This is a genomic window from uncultured Flavobacterium sp. (assembly GCF_963975515.1).
Lineage (GTDB): Bacteria > Bacteroidota > Bacteroidia > Flavobacteriales > Flavobacteriaceae > Flavobacterium.
On record NZ_CAXBGY010000001.1, the window covers coordinates 487,151 to 504,365 of the forward strand.

Below are 17,215 nucleotides of genomic sequence, written 5' to 3' on the forward strand. Positions count from 1 at the left end.
TACTTGATTGTCTTTTTTATATTATTTTTAAAACTTGCTTATACTCAAAATTTAAATATCTTTGACTAGTTACTATTTCAGTAATTAAAACATTTTTCTTGTTAAATAACATTTATGAATGAAGAAGATATTAGAGGTAAAATATTATTACCATACTTACAAGATTTAGGATTTGATATTTCAGAGATATTTTTAGAGTATACTTTTATTATACGACTTGGAAAGAGAAAGCATGTTACAGGAAGATCAGATATACTTTGTAAAAAGAATGGTAAAAATCTATTTGTAATTGAACTAAAAAATGATTCAATTAAAATAACACAGAATGATATAGACCAAGGAATTTCATATGCTAGATTATTGTTAGATGATATAGCTCCATTTACAATCGTTAGTAATGGAAAACAAACTAGGATTTTTGATTCGATTACTAGAAAAGAACTAAAAGGAAACATCTCTGACCAGTCTGTTTTTTTGACAAATGGTTATAGTTTATCTACAGAAGAAGATCTTAGGATTAGATATGAAGCCCTAAAGAATTTTATTTCGCTATCAACAGAAAATTTAAAAGTATTTTGCGAATCCCAAGTGTATGATAGAATGGGTTCAATTATAGGAGATATAAATAGCTCCTACTCCAAATTTGTCAAAGAACTTTATGTTCAACGTAATGAATTACAAGCTGCATTTGATAACTTTTTAGATTCGCCGGAGTCAATATTTGGGCTAGTGGGTAATGCTGGGGTTGGCAAAACAAATACTATTTGTTCATTAGCTGTTCGAAACTTAGAAGATAAGTTTGTTTTATTCTATAATGCTGCTATAATAAACTCTCCTTTAGAATGTATTTCACAAGATTTGAATATTGCTTTCTCTGGTAGAAGTGAATCGGATGTGGTTCTAAAAAAACTGGATGAGATTGGAAGATTTGCTAACAAAGATGTTCTCGTTTTTATTGATGCAATAGATGAAAGTACAAATTCTAATATCGCAGTTGAACTAAGTGAAATTGCTTTGATTACTAAAAATCTTGATAAAATAAAAATTATTGTTAGCTGCAAATCAAATGTTTGGAACACAATTTTAAAAATAAAAAATAATCCAACTCATCTTTATGAAGAGTTAAGTAAATACCATGATACAATAAGTGATTTGGATAATAATCCAGGTTTTGAACTAAAGGATTTTTCAGATAAAGAACTAGCAGAGATAATTCCATTATATCAAAAAGCATTTGGCTTTAAAGGGGTCATATCAAACTCTTTACTTAAGGAATTAAAAAATGGATTTTTTTTGAAAATTTTCAGTGAGGTATATTGCAATAAAAATATACCAGAAAACATTAGTGATAAAAACCTAATAAACAAATATTTAAACCAATCACTAAATGAAACAAATATTGGTTATATATCCGGTTTGAGAATACTTTCAGCTATTGGCAAAATAATTCTTAATTATAAATACGATTCGTGGGCAGCATATAAAGACGAAGGTTTAGATGTGAACCATTTACTTGAAAAATTAGATTTCTCCCTTGATAACAATATTCCTGAAGATTTATTTACCAAAAACATTCTTATCAAGTCTAATAAGGACGATTCATATAATGTTTCGTTCTACTATTCAAAAATTCGTGATTATATAATTTGTTTTCATTCTTATAAACTGGATAAACTTTCTGATGACGAATTTTACAATGTACTTTTTGATTTCTATCAAAACCACATCGGTAAAAGTGCATTGGATTTTTATATCGAAAATGCTAGTACTTCTCATCTGAGAACCTTAGTAAAATTTAAACAAGATAAATCATTGGAATACGTTATAAGTCATAACTCCTACCTGGATGAAAATTTTAGAAAGTTTAAACATAAGTTTGATCCTAACACGGATTGCGAAATTGGAATAATGCTACCCAATGATTTAATCAAAAATGATGGTTATGCACTTTTTCGTATGGCTCCGAATTCAACTCAAAAGATTTCTTATTCAAATTTCAAAGATTTTTCAAACAGTGGTTACGATTTATGGTGGGAAAAAGGAATTAAAACTTTACATGGTAGCAATACATCTTTACTTGTCAAAGATCAGGACAGAATCGTTAAGAAAAATATATTCGAAGAGCTGAAGAAAATACTTAAAAAAGGTGGATTTACGGCTTACAATTCTGATGTTTTATTAATGGAAGAAGTTGCTGTAATTCTTTATCATTATTATAAAAGGTTATATTTTGATAATAAAATTGAAGAATTTTATATGCCAAGATTCAAAGAGATTTATCCAATAGATTTAAGAGACTTACAGCATAGGATAAATAGATTTCGACTGACTGAATTTTACAGATACAAAAATTTGGGTCGTGCAGTAATGGAAGAAACAATTGAAAAAGCATTACAAGAAAATATTAATATTCCAAAAATTAAAGGAATGGGAGATGTTGCTCCTTTTGAAGAATTATTCAAGGCTACACAAATATTGCTTGAAAAAGGCTATGATCAAATTGTTGAACATTATTTACCGTTACCAGATGTATTAATAAATCAAGCTAAAGAGTTCTATGAGCAAAACCGAAAAGACAATTGGAATTATGTTAGAATAGCACAGTTTAGTGAAATTCAGGCAAAACATTATGTTTCAGAGTTCTTTAGATATTTAGAACTGGCTTATAAAGAATTTGTTGATTATTGTTTCCCCACTTATAAAGACGAATTTGATTTTTATGCAACCATTCCACATGAGTATTTCTTTTATATGAAGGACTCTGATATTCTTAAATGGGGTACTTTTGGATATCGCCCTTCTCAAACTGGTGAATATGAAATTCATTTTAAGGATAGTAGCGAGTCTGATGAAGCGTTTACGAGTATAGGACTTCAAAGTCTTAGGGCATTTACACTAGATTTTATTTTGCGAATACGCAACGATTATGGATATCCTGTAAAAACGGTTGATCGATTAAACACTGCGAAAGTTGATGAATATTGCGTGATTAGAAATTGGGTATATAAATTTCTTGAAAGCGATATGAGGGAGTTATTTAAAGAAAATGAAGTTAGAGTTTAAATTAAATATTATTTAGATAAGACGAAATTTCGTTTAACAGTTTAATATATATCTTACAGATTATGTGTTAGTTACAAAATTTTTAATACATTTGAATATATAACCAATTAAAACTTAAAATTATGGCACTTAAACCAGGACCTAAAAGAATAGCAGACTCAACAGGACAACCAGATAGAAGACAACGCGATAATAAAGACACACCAGGCAATACGCCGTCATTAAAGCCACCTGTGCCGAAGAAGAAATGATAACTCATGAAGATGCTGTAAAGCATCTTTTTTTATAATTAATACTAATTTATTGTTCGTTTCGTTTTTGCATAGTTAAACTTTGGAAATGCATACAAGAATAAAATTTCGCTTATTATTTTGAGCTAAATTTTAAAATTTAGTTATGGAATGGTGGGAAATAATTGGTTTTGTTGTTGCTTGGTTTTTGGGTCTTTATTTGAGGGGTAGGATTTATGAGGAGAAGAATGGGTATAAACGAAATGATAAGTGGAAAAGGAAGAAATAGATGCTTGGGCATCTATTTTTGTTTATGAACTTGTCAATTCAGGATGATTTGTAAGAAAAAATAAATATATTTGATAAGTAATATAGTTTGACCGCTGGCAGAGCTGTCCATCTAAAATTGGAGTGATAGTTCCGCTTTTATTAGACCTATATACTAGTTACCTGTAATACGAAAAAAACATCGTGCAATAAATGAAAGACGAAGAATTAATCAAGATTTTTGACAAATCTTATAAAGAACAATATGATGATTTATTTGAGTCTTTAGACAAAATTTATATAAATGCTGTCGACAAACAATATGCTACTAAATTCCAATTAGGAATAATCAACCTTGTTGGAGGACTTATGGTCAACAGCGAATTAGATAAAAAAATCATCGATTTATTTGACCATTCATTGAAACTCGGAGGAAATATAATTAATGTAATTAATGCAATCCCAGAAACTGTAAATTTCCATAACCAAGAAGAAGAATTAAAAACCAAGGACAATAAAAACGAAGTAACAATAGTTTGGAAAAAACTTTTTGGAATACCATACAAAATTGAACGAATAAATGCAGTTATTCAAGGAACTATAAGCTCAAATTTCGAACATTTAATAAAGAAAAGTGAGATTGCAGAGCATCTTGGAAAACAAAGAGCTATAGTTGACCTTCGTGAACAAATAAAAGTAAAATTCATTGAAAATGGTGGATTAACAGAAATTGACGAAAATAATGGAGAGGAAATTCTACCTGTAAAATTTCAAACTTTAAGTAATTTAAAAGAGTGTATAACCAAAAATGACTTGTTTGAATTTTTTAAAATCTTACAAGGAGTATTTGCCTCCCTACCATACGATATGAAAATAACTGAAGGATATTTTCATAGCCATATCCATTTTTTATTGACTTTACTTGATTTCGAAATTCATTCCGAAGTAGAAACTAATAAAGGTAGAATTGATTCAGTAATTGAAACTAAAAATTACATTCATATTATTGAGTTTAAACAAAACGATTCGGAAATTGCTTTAGAACAAATATTAGAAAAGGAATACTATCAAAAGTATTTCTCAAAGAATAAAATATTGATATTAGTAGGAGTTGCAGTAGATAAAAATCAACGGAATATAATAGACTGGAAAATGAAATCACACGCATAAGTACTACAGGTAACAACGTGTATAATTCATTGCTAGTTATAGCCTACTTACGAAAGTCCTCACGGACTTTCTATCTGTGATTTATTTACTAACTTTAGTGATGAAACACGCAACGAAATCATACACAAGACCGTTAACACCAATTTAAAAAAATGCCGTCCGAAACAAAAGCATATTTCAGAGGAATAGAAAAAAAAATAATCGAATTGATTAATGAATCGAACCATTCAATAAAAATTGCAATGGCTTGGTTTACCAACAATGATATTAAGGATTGTCTAATAAACGTAAAGACTAATAATCCAAAGATTCAAATCCAGATAGTCGTAGATGACAACTCAATAAATGACAATTTTTTTTTGAATTATAAAGAAAAATTTGAAAACGTCGGAATTGAAATTATGGATAAAGCAACGAAAAGGTTTTTACACAGTAAATTCTTGGTAATTGATGGAAAAACTACTGTAATCGGTTCTTATAATTATTCAAAGAAAGCTAACATAAATTTAGAACACATTGGAGTTATTAAATGTCCTGATTTCAGTTCTAATCATTTAAGAATTTTCAATTTTATTACTGACAGTAATTATATTGATGAAAACATAAAATTACTATACGAATTTCCAAAATTCACTCAAGAAATATTATCTACTTATTACTCATTTAATAAAATCGAATACCGAAAATATAAGGACAAAATTGAAATTGGAGATTGTTTTACGCACGAAAACGGTATCTATGACGAAATTAAATATTATCCTGGATTAATATTTAATCCTTGTGTTTCAAAAATAGGTTTTGAAAAACCCGAAAATTCTGAGTTTCAAATTCCAATAAAAAAGGAAATGATAAAATCGTGGACTGAAGGAAGAAATGAGAATTTAATTATAGAATCATACAGAGGAGATGAAGAAAACTATCACCTAATCAATGGAGAATTAGAAAAAAACAGAATTGGAGTTGAGAATTATTTTAAAAGAAAAATGGAAAAAACTTTTAAATATATTGAGCTAAAAAAGTTAATAGAATCCAAAGTTGATATTATTCTCGAAGACGATTTATGGTTGAATAATTTTGAACCATTTTTACAAAAGGAACAAATAGAAATTCTTTTTGAAAAATTGGAAAAAATAGAAGAAAAAAATTGGTGGTAACAGCTAAGGGATGCTTCGTTGCGTGCGTAGCACGAACAATGAAGTCCGTGTTGAACGGAACTCCTGTACTTCAGGTTTAGTGATGTTATAAAATTCGAGAATAATTTTAATAACCTTTGAAGTTCTTTTTTCTTGTCAAATTGGGATAACCTCTTGTCAATTCAGGATTAAAGCCTTTTAGCACTACTTAACTTTTTGATTCTTTTCTATTTTTGATGTATGGAATGGTATGAAATTTTAGGTTTTGTTGTGGCTTTTCATCTACGGGGTAGGATTTATGAGGAGAGGAATGGGTATAAACGATAGAAAAGAAAGAAATAGAGATGCTTAGGCATCTTTTTTTCTTACACAAAACCAGAATCTTTTATATCTTTGAAGTTATCATGTTACTATCATCTGCAATATTCACTAAAATTTTACAAAACGAAAATGAATCAATCCTGGTTTGAAATGCAAGATTTAAAGAAACGAAAATTGGATAATTCAGTTTGGGTTCCTTTACGTTCTCAAAAATCAATACAAAACAATATCGATTACGGGTATTTGGATTATCAAGAAGAATATATTGGTCATGGTTCTTTAATGATTCCAATTGATAACAAAGGTGAAACAGAAAAAATAAATTGGAGTGACTTAGGAGGAGGCCGACCTCAAGGTTTAAACTTTGTGTTCGGTGAATATTCACAGTCAGATATTTTTGAAACAGATTTTTTTTGCGGAACATATTTAGTACTTGACCAAACCTTTGATAATACTGTTGATAACAATGAGTGGCATTTACATCAAGATTTGGTTATCAATTTAGGACTGAAAAGAGAAGGAGATATTTGGGTTTGCCCAAGACAAGGCTATGTTGAAGTGGCAAGACTTGAACGAAATAAAGAAGGTAGTCCGGTGCTTCTTGAGATAAAAAATCAATTTCTAAAAGACTATTTAAATGCAAAAGATTGCGGTATTTATATAACTTCGTATTTCAGTAGGGATAAAATATTTGACAATAAATCTCTCCTATCTTGGAGTGAAGATGAAATGTATTCTGAGGATGCAAAAGATATATGGGAATGTAGAGTTACAGAAATACATGAGGGAGGCTTTTCTTTTGGAGAAAAAATTGCAGTTTCACACGTAGGTAGGATTGACGTTGATGAAAACGAAGATGTACCTGATATGACGTCCTTTCCAGCTGATAATAATGTAAAATCTAACTTCTACGAAAAAAGCTTTGAAGGAAAAAAATTATATAGAATTATTGCTGAACTTTGGAAATATGAGTGGATTAATCCCTCTAAATCTAGCCCAATAACGTTAGGCCATAAGCAAAATATTGACCTATTTTACATTGTTGATGCAACTGGAAATAAGGAAAGTGGAAAAGAACTAACTAAAGGTGGCAAATGGCTTTGGTTTAAACCTGAATTAGTTTCAAGCTTTCTATCCATGCGTGGCAGTTCTTTAATTTGGTATACACGTGATACTGGAAGTATTTCCTGTTCTCCTGCATGGGGAATTCACTTTGGTGTAAATGACTTAGGTTTAATTACTGTGTATGCAAAGGATATTGCGAAATTACCTTTGTGGCAACAACAAATCTGGTCAGGCTATAATATTGCTCCAGAAGGTGGCATTTCAAAAGAGTTACACGCCTCACAAGTCAAAGCTGAACCATCATCAACAAAAGCTCCAGAAGCATTTTTTGAAAGAGTTATTGAAGAAATAAACGAATCATCAAAAAAACAGTTGAAAACTCAGTTTTTTAGAGATCATCAATCTGTTACAGATATATTAAATTCAATACACAGATTTAGAGCCGTTGACGAAAAAGGATTATTCTCACTTGCTAAAGATATTGCAAGAATAATTGCAGACAATATTGACGTTGAAGCACTTCAGAAAATTGCAGTACCTCCCAAAGGCACGAAGTGGGGTTCAATAAAAACTATTGAAAATCTCTTAGCCATAAAAATTCCTAAAGATACTGCAAGACAAATTACAGCTCCCCTTGTTGGTATTTACGAATTAAGACTATGTGATGCTCATTTACCAAGTAGCGAAATTGAAAACGCCTTTAATTTGATTGGAATTGATAGAAATTCACCAAGCATCATGCAAGGGTATCAAATGTTGTTCACCTGCGTTAACAACTTACACATTATTCTAAATATTCTTGACAATTGGGATGAAGAAAGAAAATAAAGAAACAGCAGAGATACATAGGCATCTTTTTTATTTTATAGGAAATTGAAAAATAGGTATTTATACGTATTGGTAAGTTAATTTAAAAGAGGTATTTTGTTTTTTTTTATTAATATTTTGAATGAGATTCAGTTGTTAATAATCTTATCTTTAGAAATTAAAAACAAAATTACAATAGAGGTTCAAGATTATTTTTTTACAGATAATATATATATATCAAATTTAATTAGTTATTATTAGTTAAATTTTTATAGTTCTTAATCGTAATGTATTAGCAATAACTGATACAGAACTAAAGCTCATTGCTAAAGCTGCAATCATTGGAGAAAGTAATAAACCAAAAACTGGAAATAAAACACCAGCAGTAATTGGGATTCCCAAAGTATTATATATAAAAGCAAAAAATAAGTTTTGTTTGATATTTTTCATTACAGCATGACTTAAATTTTTTGCTTTTACAATTCCTTTTAAATCTCCTTTTACCAAAGTATTTTTTGCACTTTCAATGGCAACATCGGTTCCTGTTCCCATTGCTATTCCAATATCAGACTGTGCTAATGCTGGAGCATCATTTATTCCATCTCCAGCCCTTGCAGTTATTGGAGGATTTTTAATTGCGTTAGCTTTGTTGTTGATTGTTTTGCCTAGTTTATTAATGAAGTTTGTTTCGGCAGAAATTTAGGTTTTAAATATTTAGAAAGAAGGAGTGTTAACACTCCTTCTTTTTATTAAAACTTCATTCGTTGTATTCTAACAGCATTTAATATAGCTAATAAAGCTACACCAACATCAGCAAAAACGGCTTCCCACATAGTTGCTAAACCACCAGCACCAAGTACAAGAACAATTGCTTTTACAACAAACGCTAAAGTGATATTTTGCCAAACAATTTTTTTGGTTTGTTTACCAATGTTTATTGCCATTGGAATTTTTGAAGGTCTATCATCTTGAATTACTACATCAGCCGTTTCAATTGTTGCATCACTACCTAAACCGCCCATTGCTATACCCACATTGCTTAAAGCAACTACTGGAGCATCATTAAAACCATCACCTACAAAAGCTACTGTTTGGTTTTTAGCTATAATTTCTTTTACTTTATTTACTTTATCTTCTGGTAATAAATCACCAAACGCATTTGTAATTCCTAATTTTTGAGCCACAAATTGTACCACGTTATTTTTATCTCCACTTAACATAGTAGTTTTGATTCCTAATGCTTTTAGTTTATCGATAGTTTGTTGTGCATCTTCTTTTATACTATCTGCAATGGTTAAATAACCCACAAAATTATTATCATACGCTACTGCAATTAAAGTATAGACAATACTTGATGGATCAATATCATATTTAATAGAAAACTTATCCATTAATTTAAAGTTTCCAACTAAAAGTTCTTTACCATTTGCACGAGCTTTTAAACCATGCCCAGCTATTTCTTCCACATTTTTAAGTTCAATTGTGCTATCAATTTTTCCAACAAAATCATGAATAGCTGTAGCTACTGGATGTGTACTTTGGCTTTCAATAGCATTTACTAATTGAAGTATTTCTTTTTGGTCAAATTCCGATTTAAAAACTACTTCTTGAACTTTAAAAACACCTTCTGTCATGGTTCCTGTTTTGTCCATCACTACGTTTTGAATAGAAGCCATTACATCTAAAAAATTACTTCCTTTGAAAAGGATTCCGTTTTTAGAAGCTGCTCCGATTCCACCAAAATATCCTAAAGGAATACTAATAACTAATGCACAAGGACATGAAATTACCAAAAAGATTAAAGCTCTATACAACCAATCGTTAAATACATAATTTTCCACAAAAAACATTGGCACTAAACATATTGCAATTGCCAAAAATACCACAATAGGTGTGTAGATTTTAGCAAATTTTCTAATGAATAATTCGGTTGGAGCTTTTTTAGATGTTGCTTCTTGCACCATTTCCAGAATTTTTGATAATTTACTATCTGTATAAGCAGTTGTTACTTTAACTTGCGAAACCGAATTCAAATTAATCATTCCTGCTAAAACTGTTTCTCCTTTTAGTTTTGAATCTGGTTTACTTTCTCCAGTAAGTGCTGCTGTATTGAAGGAAGCTTTATCTGATAGTAATTCTCCATCTAACCCTAACTTTTCTCCTGCTTTAAGTTGGATAATATCTCCGATTTTAGCCTTTGAAGCTTTAATAGTTTTAGCTACATTATTCTCTATAATAGTAACTTCATCAGGTCTTTGGTCTAATAATGATTTTATATTTCTTTTGGCTCTTTGTACTGCCAATGATTGAAAAATTTCTCCAATGGCATAAAATAACATTACCGCTACACCTTCAGGATATTCACCAATAGCAAAAGCCCCAATTGTAGCAATAGACATTAGTAAAAATTCAGAGAATACATCACTTTTACGAATGCTTTGTATGGCTTCTTTTACTACTGGAAGTCCGACTGGTATATAGGCTGCAACATACCAAATTATTCTAACCCAATCCGTAAACCAAGATTGGGTAAAATAATTATCAAAACCAATAGCCAACAATAATAATACGAAACTTATTATTGCCGGTAAAAATAATTGGAAGGTGGATTTTTCTTTTATTGAATGGTCATGATCATGTCCGTCATCTTCTGAATGTTTTTCTTCCGCTTTATTGATTTTATCTTCTATTCTACAGCATTCTGCATCGTCTACTATTTTTTGTGATTTTTTATCTGTCATAATAATCTATGTGTTTACGTTTAGTATTTTTTGAATGTCTTCTGGAATTTCCATTGCTCTTAATGGTGGAACATTTGCACCACCTGTATTTCCGACAGGAATGTGTCCAACAAATGATTTTACACCACCTACTAGTAATCTTGGTATTTGACCCACTATTTCTTTAGTGCTTTTTATTTTAATTCCAAATTGTAACATTTTCCAATGAACAAATGTATGTTCATACGGATATTTTTGTCCGATTATATGTGCTCTTTCTAAATGAAACCAAGACTTTTGTAAATTGTTTTCCTTAAAATTATTCTTTGCTAATTCTAGTTCAGCATTATAAAAAGGTTTCAATTTTGTAGGCATATTGGTATTTACTTTCATCTCTATTTTTTGTTTTAAATTATTAATGAACGTGTTCTCCACCACCTTTTGAAGCTGCTAATAAATAGAATGCTCCTTTGACTACAATTTTTGCATTGGCTGGAATTTCTTCTACTAATTTAATTTCCGTATAACCTAAATCGGTTGTTCCTGGAACTACTTCAATTGCTTTAAAGTGTACTTCGTCGTGTTCTTTTTCGGCAGTTTCTTCATCATGATTATGTGATTCTCCTTCTTTATGAACGTGTGCTTCTTTCTTAACTTTTGTAGTTTCTTCTACATGTTCTTCTTGTATATAAATATAATATTTATCTCCGTTTCTCACAATGGCGTCTTTAGGCAATGCTTGAACCGTTTGATTAGTAATATTAATATTAGCTGCAACATACATTCCAGAAATTAAATCTTTTGTATCACTTTCATTAATCTTGGCATGTACTGTAACCGATTTACTTTCGTTTGAAAAGGATTTATTAATACCAAATATTTTTCCTTTAATAGATTTATTAGATTGATTGGTTAACACGAAATCAACTTCTTGACCAATAGAAATTTTACCTAAATCTTTTTCAAAAACATTTAAATCAAGATGCATTTGTGTGTTGTCAATTACTTCAAAAAGACTTATTCCTGTATCTGCAAAAGTTCCTTTTGTAATGCCTATTTTACCAACGTAACCACTTATTGGAGCAATAATTGGAATTAAAGATGAGTTTCCTGATAAACTTACATTTAATGCTTGTAATTTGTTTTTAGCGGCTTGTGCTCTTGCTCTTTCCACTGCCAATTTTGCTTTTACTTCTTGAAATACTTTACGAGGATTTACATCTTCTTCACTTAATGTTTTTTGACGGTTGTATTCCAGTTGCAAGTATTCAATATTCGCTACAGCAGAATTGTAATCTTCTTGCATTTCAGCAACTTCAAGGTTTTGAAGTGTAGCCAATGTTTTCCCTTTTGCTACATAAGTCCCTTCTAACACATATATCTCTTTAACAACTCCACCAATTAATGTAGAAACATTTGCCATACTTTGTGGAGGAACAGTTGTGTAACCATTAGCTTTGATGATTGTATTTAGGTTTTTCATTTCAATACTACCTGTTTCAATTCCAACTGTTTCAAATTGCGTTTTAGTCAATGCTACTTCTGTTTCCGATTTTTCTTCTTCGTGAGCTTCTTCTGTTTTCTTTTCTCCACATGAATTTAGAATCAAGAGCAAAGAAGAAAGAAGAAAGATTTTAAAAAATGAGCTTATTTTATAATTTGATTTTAAAAATATATTTATCATTATCGTGAGTATTAATTGTTATTGAAAGATGGAAATTGCATTTGAATAGCACTTTGATTGTAAGCGTTTACTGCTTCGATGTTTTGCTTTTTAATGTCAATGGCTTGATTAAGAAAACTGATGTAAGACCAGTAACTCATATCGCCATTGGCATAACTTTTTTGTGCTGTAGAGATGATCTGTTCTGCATATTTTAAACCTTCGTTTTCAAAATATTGTATTGCTTTTTGTTGTTTTGCAAATTGGTTTACTAATTCTTCTTTTTGCAATTTTAGAGTCAATTTTGTTTTATCGAATTCTAATTGCGATTGTGACTTACTTATTTCAGAAGCTTTAGCACGAGCTGTATTAGCTCCACTAAACAATGGAATTTGCAAACCAACCGTAAATCCTTGAAAATAAGATTCTTTGTTTAACGTTTGACCAAAGTAACCCAAGCCTAATTTTGGTGCTCGCATTTTTTTGAAAGTATTTGCTTCTTTTTCATAAACCATAGCTTGTTGGCTATAATAATCACTTACTAATGTTTCTACTTTGGATTCTTCTAAAACCGATGAACTAGCATATTTTAAAGAAGTTGAAGCTTCTGGAAGTATATCTTCATTTGTCTGAATAAAATACTGCAACTGCTTTTGATAGATTACTAAATCAAGAAGCATTTGTGCTTTTAAGGTTTCTATCTCCTTTACTTTAGCTTTAGCACTAATAGCTTCAATACTACCACTCTCACCAGTTTTAAATCGAAGCTCTGCATTTTTTAGAAATTTTGAATACACATCATACAATTCGTCATTTAGCTTTTGGATTGATATACCATATAAATATTGATAGTAAGCAATAGTTACCGCTTTTTCAATTTCATATTCCGATAATGCTTTCCGTTTTTCAGCCAGTTTTGCTAATTCTTCCTGAAGCTGTCTGTTTGCTTTTGTACTTCCACCAATTGGAAAATATTGTTGAATGCTTACATTATTATCATAATCAACACTATTGAATTGTCCACCCATGTATTCAATTTGCAAAGGATCTGCTTGAAAAGCTGTTTTCTTAAGAACTGTTTGTTTTTCAATTTCCTTATCGGCAATTTTTAAATCCATATTATTCTTTTTAGCCATTGTTATAGCTTGTTCTAAAGTTATGGGTTTGCTGTTTTGAGCAAATGAAAGCGTACTTATAAATAATACGATTAGGGTAATGATTGAATTTGGCATTTTTTTTCTTTTTTTAATACTCTTCTCAAAAAGTAAATATAAAATTGGTAATACGATTAAGGTTAGTAAGGTTGCAGAAAATAAGCCACCAATAACAACCGTTGCTAGAGGTTTTTGTACTTCCGCACCACCACTGGTTGATAAAGCCATTGGCAAAAATCCTAAAGAAGCAACCGCAGCTGTCATTAATACAGGTCTAAGTCTCGTTTTTGTTCCGATTAAAACTCTTTGTAATGGGTCTGTAATTCCTTCTGATTTTAATTGGTTGAAATAGGAGATTAGTACAATTCCATTTAGTACTGCAATACCGAATAAAGCAATGAAACCAATACCTGCTGAAATACTAAAAGGCATTCCTCTCATCCATAAAGCAAAAACGCCACCAATTGCTGATAATGGAATAGCTGTAAAAATTAATAAGGCTTGTTTTATACTATGGAATGTAAAAAACAACAATACCATAATTAATGCTAATGCTATTGGTAAAGCAACAGAAAGTCTTTTGTTTGCTTCTACTAAATTTTCAAATTGACCACCATAGGTTATATAATATCCTGCTGGAAGTTTATAATTGTTTTCTAATTTTTGTTGGATTTCTTCGACTACACTTTTTACATCACGACCACGAACATTTAAACCAACTGTTATTCTACGTTTTCCATTTTCTCGAGAAACTTGAACTGGTCCTTGTTCATATTCCACAGAAGCTACTTGATACAGTGGAACTTGCTGACCGCTAGGTAATGGTATAAATAAATTAGCAACATCTGAAATATCTGTACGGTTTTCGGCATTCATTCTAACTACAACATCAAAACGTTTGCTTTCTTCATAAATTTTACCTGCACTTTCCCCAGCAAAAGACGCTCTGACTATCTTATTTACATCTGTGATATTAAGTCCATATAAAGCTATTTTATCATAATCATATTTAATCGTAATTTGTGGTAAACCTGTTACTTTATCTGCTTTTAAGTCACCTACACCTTCAATTTTATTGACTTTTGAAATTAATTCTTTAGCTTTTACATCTAGTATTTCTAAATCATCCCCAAAAATCTTTATAGCAATATCACTTCTACTACCCGTCATTAATTCGTTAAAACGCATTTGTATGGGTTGCGAAACTTCAATATTAGCACCAGGAATAACTTCCATTTCTTCTTTCATTAGATTGGCTAAATCTTCCCAATTATCTGCTGATGTCCATTCTGATTTATCTTTTAAAACAATAATTAAATCACCACTTTCAATAGGCATAGGATCAGTTGGAATTTCACCACTACCAATTTTTGTAACAATGGTTTTAATTTCTGGAAATTTTGCTTTTAGAATTTTTTCGTATTTAGTAGTTGTTTCAATCATCTGCGTTAATGAACTTCCTGTCATTATCGTTGCATTAATGGCTAAATCTCCTTCTTCGATTGTAGGTATAAATTCACCTCCCATATTTTGGAAAACAACTAATGCCATTACAAATAATCCGACAGCAATTCCTAAAACTACTTTTTTGATTTGTAAAGCTTTGTCTAAAAATGGAGTGTATATTTTTTCAAACCATGCCATCATTTTATCGCTAAAGTTTTCTTTATGCTCTGTGTTTTTAGATAAGAACATTGCACTCATCATAGGTACATAAGTTAAAGAAAGTACGAAAGCTCCAATTACTGCAAACCCTACAGTCATTGCCATTGGTTTAAACATTTTACCTTCGGTTCCAACTAATGCTAATATTGGCAAATACACAATTAAAATTATTATTTCTCCAAATGCTGCACTATTACGAATTTTGGAAGCAGATTTATACACTTCGCTATCCATTTCTAATTGAGTTAAATTCTTTTGTCTCTTGAGTTTTTGTAAATGATGCATGGTGGCTTCCACAATAATTACTGCACCATCGACAATAATTCCAAAATCGATAGCACCTAAACTCATTAAGTTTCCACTAACACCAAAATGATTCATTAGAATAACAGCAAATAGCATTGACAACGGAATTACCGAAGCTACGATTAGACCTGCACGAAGGTTTCCTAGAAATAAAATCAATACAAAAATTACGATTAATGCACCTTCTAATAAATTTTTAGTAACAGTACCAATTGCACTCTCTACTAATTTTCCACGATCGATAAAAGCTTCTGCAACGACTCCTTCAGGAAGCGTTTTGTTGATTTGAGCCATTTTTTCTTTAACTCTATCGACAACTGCTTTAGAATTTTCTCCTTTAAGCATTAATGCCATACCTGCCACTATTTCACCTTTCCCATCTTTTGTAGCTGCTCCATATCGCATAGCATATCCTTCATTAACTGAAGCTACATCACGAATTAAAACAGGTGCACCGTTTCTGTTTTTTACAACAACATTTTCTAAATCCTTACTTCCGGTAGCCATACCTACACCACGAATAAAGTAGGTCATTTGGTCTTTTTCTATATACGCACCACCCGTATTTTGGTTGTTTTTTTCTAAAGCTTCAAAAATTTCAGTTATGGTTACATCTAAACTCTTTAAAGTATTTGGTTTAACGGCTATTTCATATTGTTTTAATTTACCACCCCAAGTAGCAACTTCTGCAACACCTTCAATCCCTTGTAATTGTGGAATGATAATCCAATCTTGGATGGTTCTTAATTTGATTGCATCGTATTTTTCTTCATATCCTTTTTTAGCATATACATCATATTGATATATTTCTCCTAAACCAGTTGTAATTGGAGCCATTTCAGGAGAACCTGCATAAGCTGGTATATTTTCTTTGGCTTGGCTTATTCGTTGAAAAATTTGATTCCTTGCCCAATAAATATCTACATCGTCTTTAAAAACTACTGTAACTACAGATAGTCCAAAACGAGAAATGCTTCGCAGTTCTATAACTTTTGGAATTGTTTTTAACGATTGTTCTAATGGATATGTGATGAGTTGCTCAATTTCTTGACTGGCTAAAGTAGGTGCATTTGTAATAATTTGCACTTGATTATTAGTAACATCTGGTAATGCATCAAGTGGTAATTGCTTTATAGAATAACTTCCCCAGGCAATTAAAACTAGGGTAAATAGTAGTATAACGAATTTGTTCTTTATACTGAATTGTATGATTTTGTCTAACATTGAAAATATTATAATGAATTAGAAATTAGCAAATTAAAAATCTGCCATAATTTGTGATAAAAACACAAGATTCTAACCCGAAATTACTCGGGCTTCATTATACTATTTGAGGTGGTTGCCAAATACTCCCAAAGAAATTGGAATACAAATTAGATTTGTAAATGGAGTTTAGCGTTTGAATTTCTACTGTTAGAGTTTGAAAATTAAAAACTATTGCAGGAACATAAGATAAAACACTTTGTCCGCAACAGTTACAAACACAAAAAGGAGAACAAGCATCATTTTCCTGATCGTGTGAATGATTTTCGTGGTTTGTGTCTATTTTACTAGAAGTGTGCGTAAAACTAGTTGTTTCCACATCTGCACAAGGCAAACATGAAAGTACTACTAAAAACAGTGATAATATGTAGTTTAAAAATTTCACAGT

At 30.7% G+C, this 17,215-nt stretch carries 10 protein-coding genes and 1 pseudogene; 5 read left to right on the forward strand and 6 right to left on the reverse strand.

The genetic code is table 11. From position 1 onward, the window contains the following. Nucleotides 1-114: 114 nt before the first annotated feature. From AAC008_RS02275 to AAC008_RS02290, 4 genes are all read left to right on the forward strand, one after another. Nucleotides 115-3,063, forward strand: coding sequence for a type I restriction enzyme HsdR N-terminal domain-containing protein (locus AAC008_RS02275; RefSeq protein WP_339887164.1), 2,949 nt, complete (start codon nucleotides 115-117; stop codon nucleotides 3,061-3,063). Between the two features lie 710 nt (nucleotides 3,064-3,773). Continuing rightward, a complete protein-coding gene (locus AAC008_RS02280) occupies nucleotides 3,774-4,730 on the forward strand; it encodes a PD-(D/E)XK nuclease domain-containing protein (RefSeq protein WP_339887165.1) in 957 nt (318 codons plus the stop codon). Between the two features lie 152 nt (nucleotides 4,731-4,882). Beyond that, the gene (locus AAC008_RS02285; protein ID WP_339887167.1) at nucleotides 4,883-5,884 is read left to right on the forward strand and encodes a phospholipase D-like domain-containing protein; all 1,002 of its coding nucleotides are present in this window, start codon (nucleotides 4,883-4,885) and stop codon (nucleotides 5,882-5,884) included. Nucleotides 5,885-6,313: 429 nt separating this feature from the next. Continuing rightward, a complete protein-coding gene (locus AAC008_RS02290) occupies nucleotides 6,314-8,077 on the forward strand; it encodes a hypothetical protein (RefSeq protein WP_339887168.1) in 1,764 nt (587 codons plus the stop codon). Nucleotides 8,078-8,317: 240 nt separating this feature from the next. Here the strand turns inward: AAC008_RS02290 and AAC008_RS02295 are convergent. Next, a pseudogene (locus AAC008_RS02295) lies at nucleotides 8,318-8,665 on the reverse strand (HAD hydrolase family protein); the annotation flags it as partial. Here AAC008_RS02295 and AAC008_RS02300 point away from each other — a divergent pair. Further along, nucleotides 8,583-8,759: a hypothetical protein gene (locus AAC008_RS02300; RefSeq protein ID WP_339887169.1), complete on the forward strand. Its 177-nt coding sequence runs from the start codon at nucleotides 8,583-8,585 to the stop codon at nucleotides 8,757-8,759. The pseudogene AAC008_RS02295 and the gene AAC008_RS02300 overlap by 83 nt on opposite strands. A 46-nt stretch (nucleotides 8,760-8,805) precedes the next feature. Here the strand turns inward: AAC008_RS02300 and AAC008_RS02305 are convergent, their stop codons facing one another. The 5 genes from AAC008_RS02305 to AAC008_RS02325 all read right to left on the reverse strand — a co-directional run bounded on the left by AAC008_RS02305 (nucleotide 8,806) and on the right by AAC008_RS02325 (nucleotide 17,212). After that, the gene (locus AAC008_RS02305; protein WP_339887170.1) at nucleotides 8,806-10,797 is read right to left on the reverse strand and encodes a heavy metal translocating P-type ATPase; all 1,992 of its coding nucleotides are present in this window, start codon (nucleotides 10,795-10,797) and stop codon (nucleotides 8,806-8,808) included. Between the two features lie 6 nt (nucleotides 10,798-10,803). Next, on the reverse strand, nucleotides 10,804-11,169 hold the full coding sequence (locus AAC008_RS02310; RefSeq protein WP_339887172.1) for a DUF3703 domain-containing protein: 366 nt from the start codon (nucleotides 11,167-11,169) through the stop codon (nucleotides 10,804-10,806). Between the two features lie 22 nt (nucleotides 11,170-11,191). Further along, on the reverse strand, nucleotides 11,192-12,460 hold the full coding sequence (locus AAC008_RS02315) for an efflux RND transporter periplasmic adaptor subunit (protein ID WP_339887173.1): 1,269 nt from the start codon (nucleotides 12,458-12,460) through the stop codon (nucleotides 11,192-11,194). Nucleotides 12,461-12,471: 11 nt separating this feature from the next. Then, nucleotides 12,472-16,788 carry a CusA/CzcA family heavy metal efflux RND transporter gene (locus AAC008_RS02320; protein ID WP_339887174.1) on the reverse strand — a complete coding sequence of 1,439 codons (4,317 nt, stop codon included), beginning with the start codon at nucleotides 16,786-16,788 and terminating at the stop codon, nucleotides 12,472-12,474. Between the two features lie 97 nt (nucleotides 16,789-16,885). Next, a complete protein-coding gene (locus AAC008_RS02325; protein ID WP_339887176.1) occupies nucleotides 16,886-17,212 on the reverse strand; it encodes a DUF6660 family protein in 327 nt (108 codons plus the stop codon). Nucleotides 17,213-17,215: the final 3 nt, after the last annotated feature.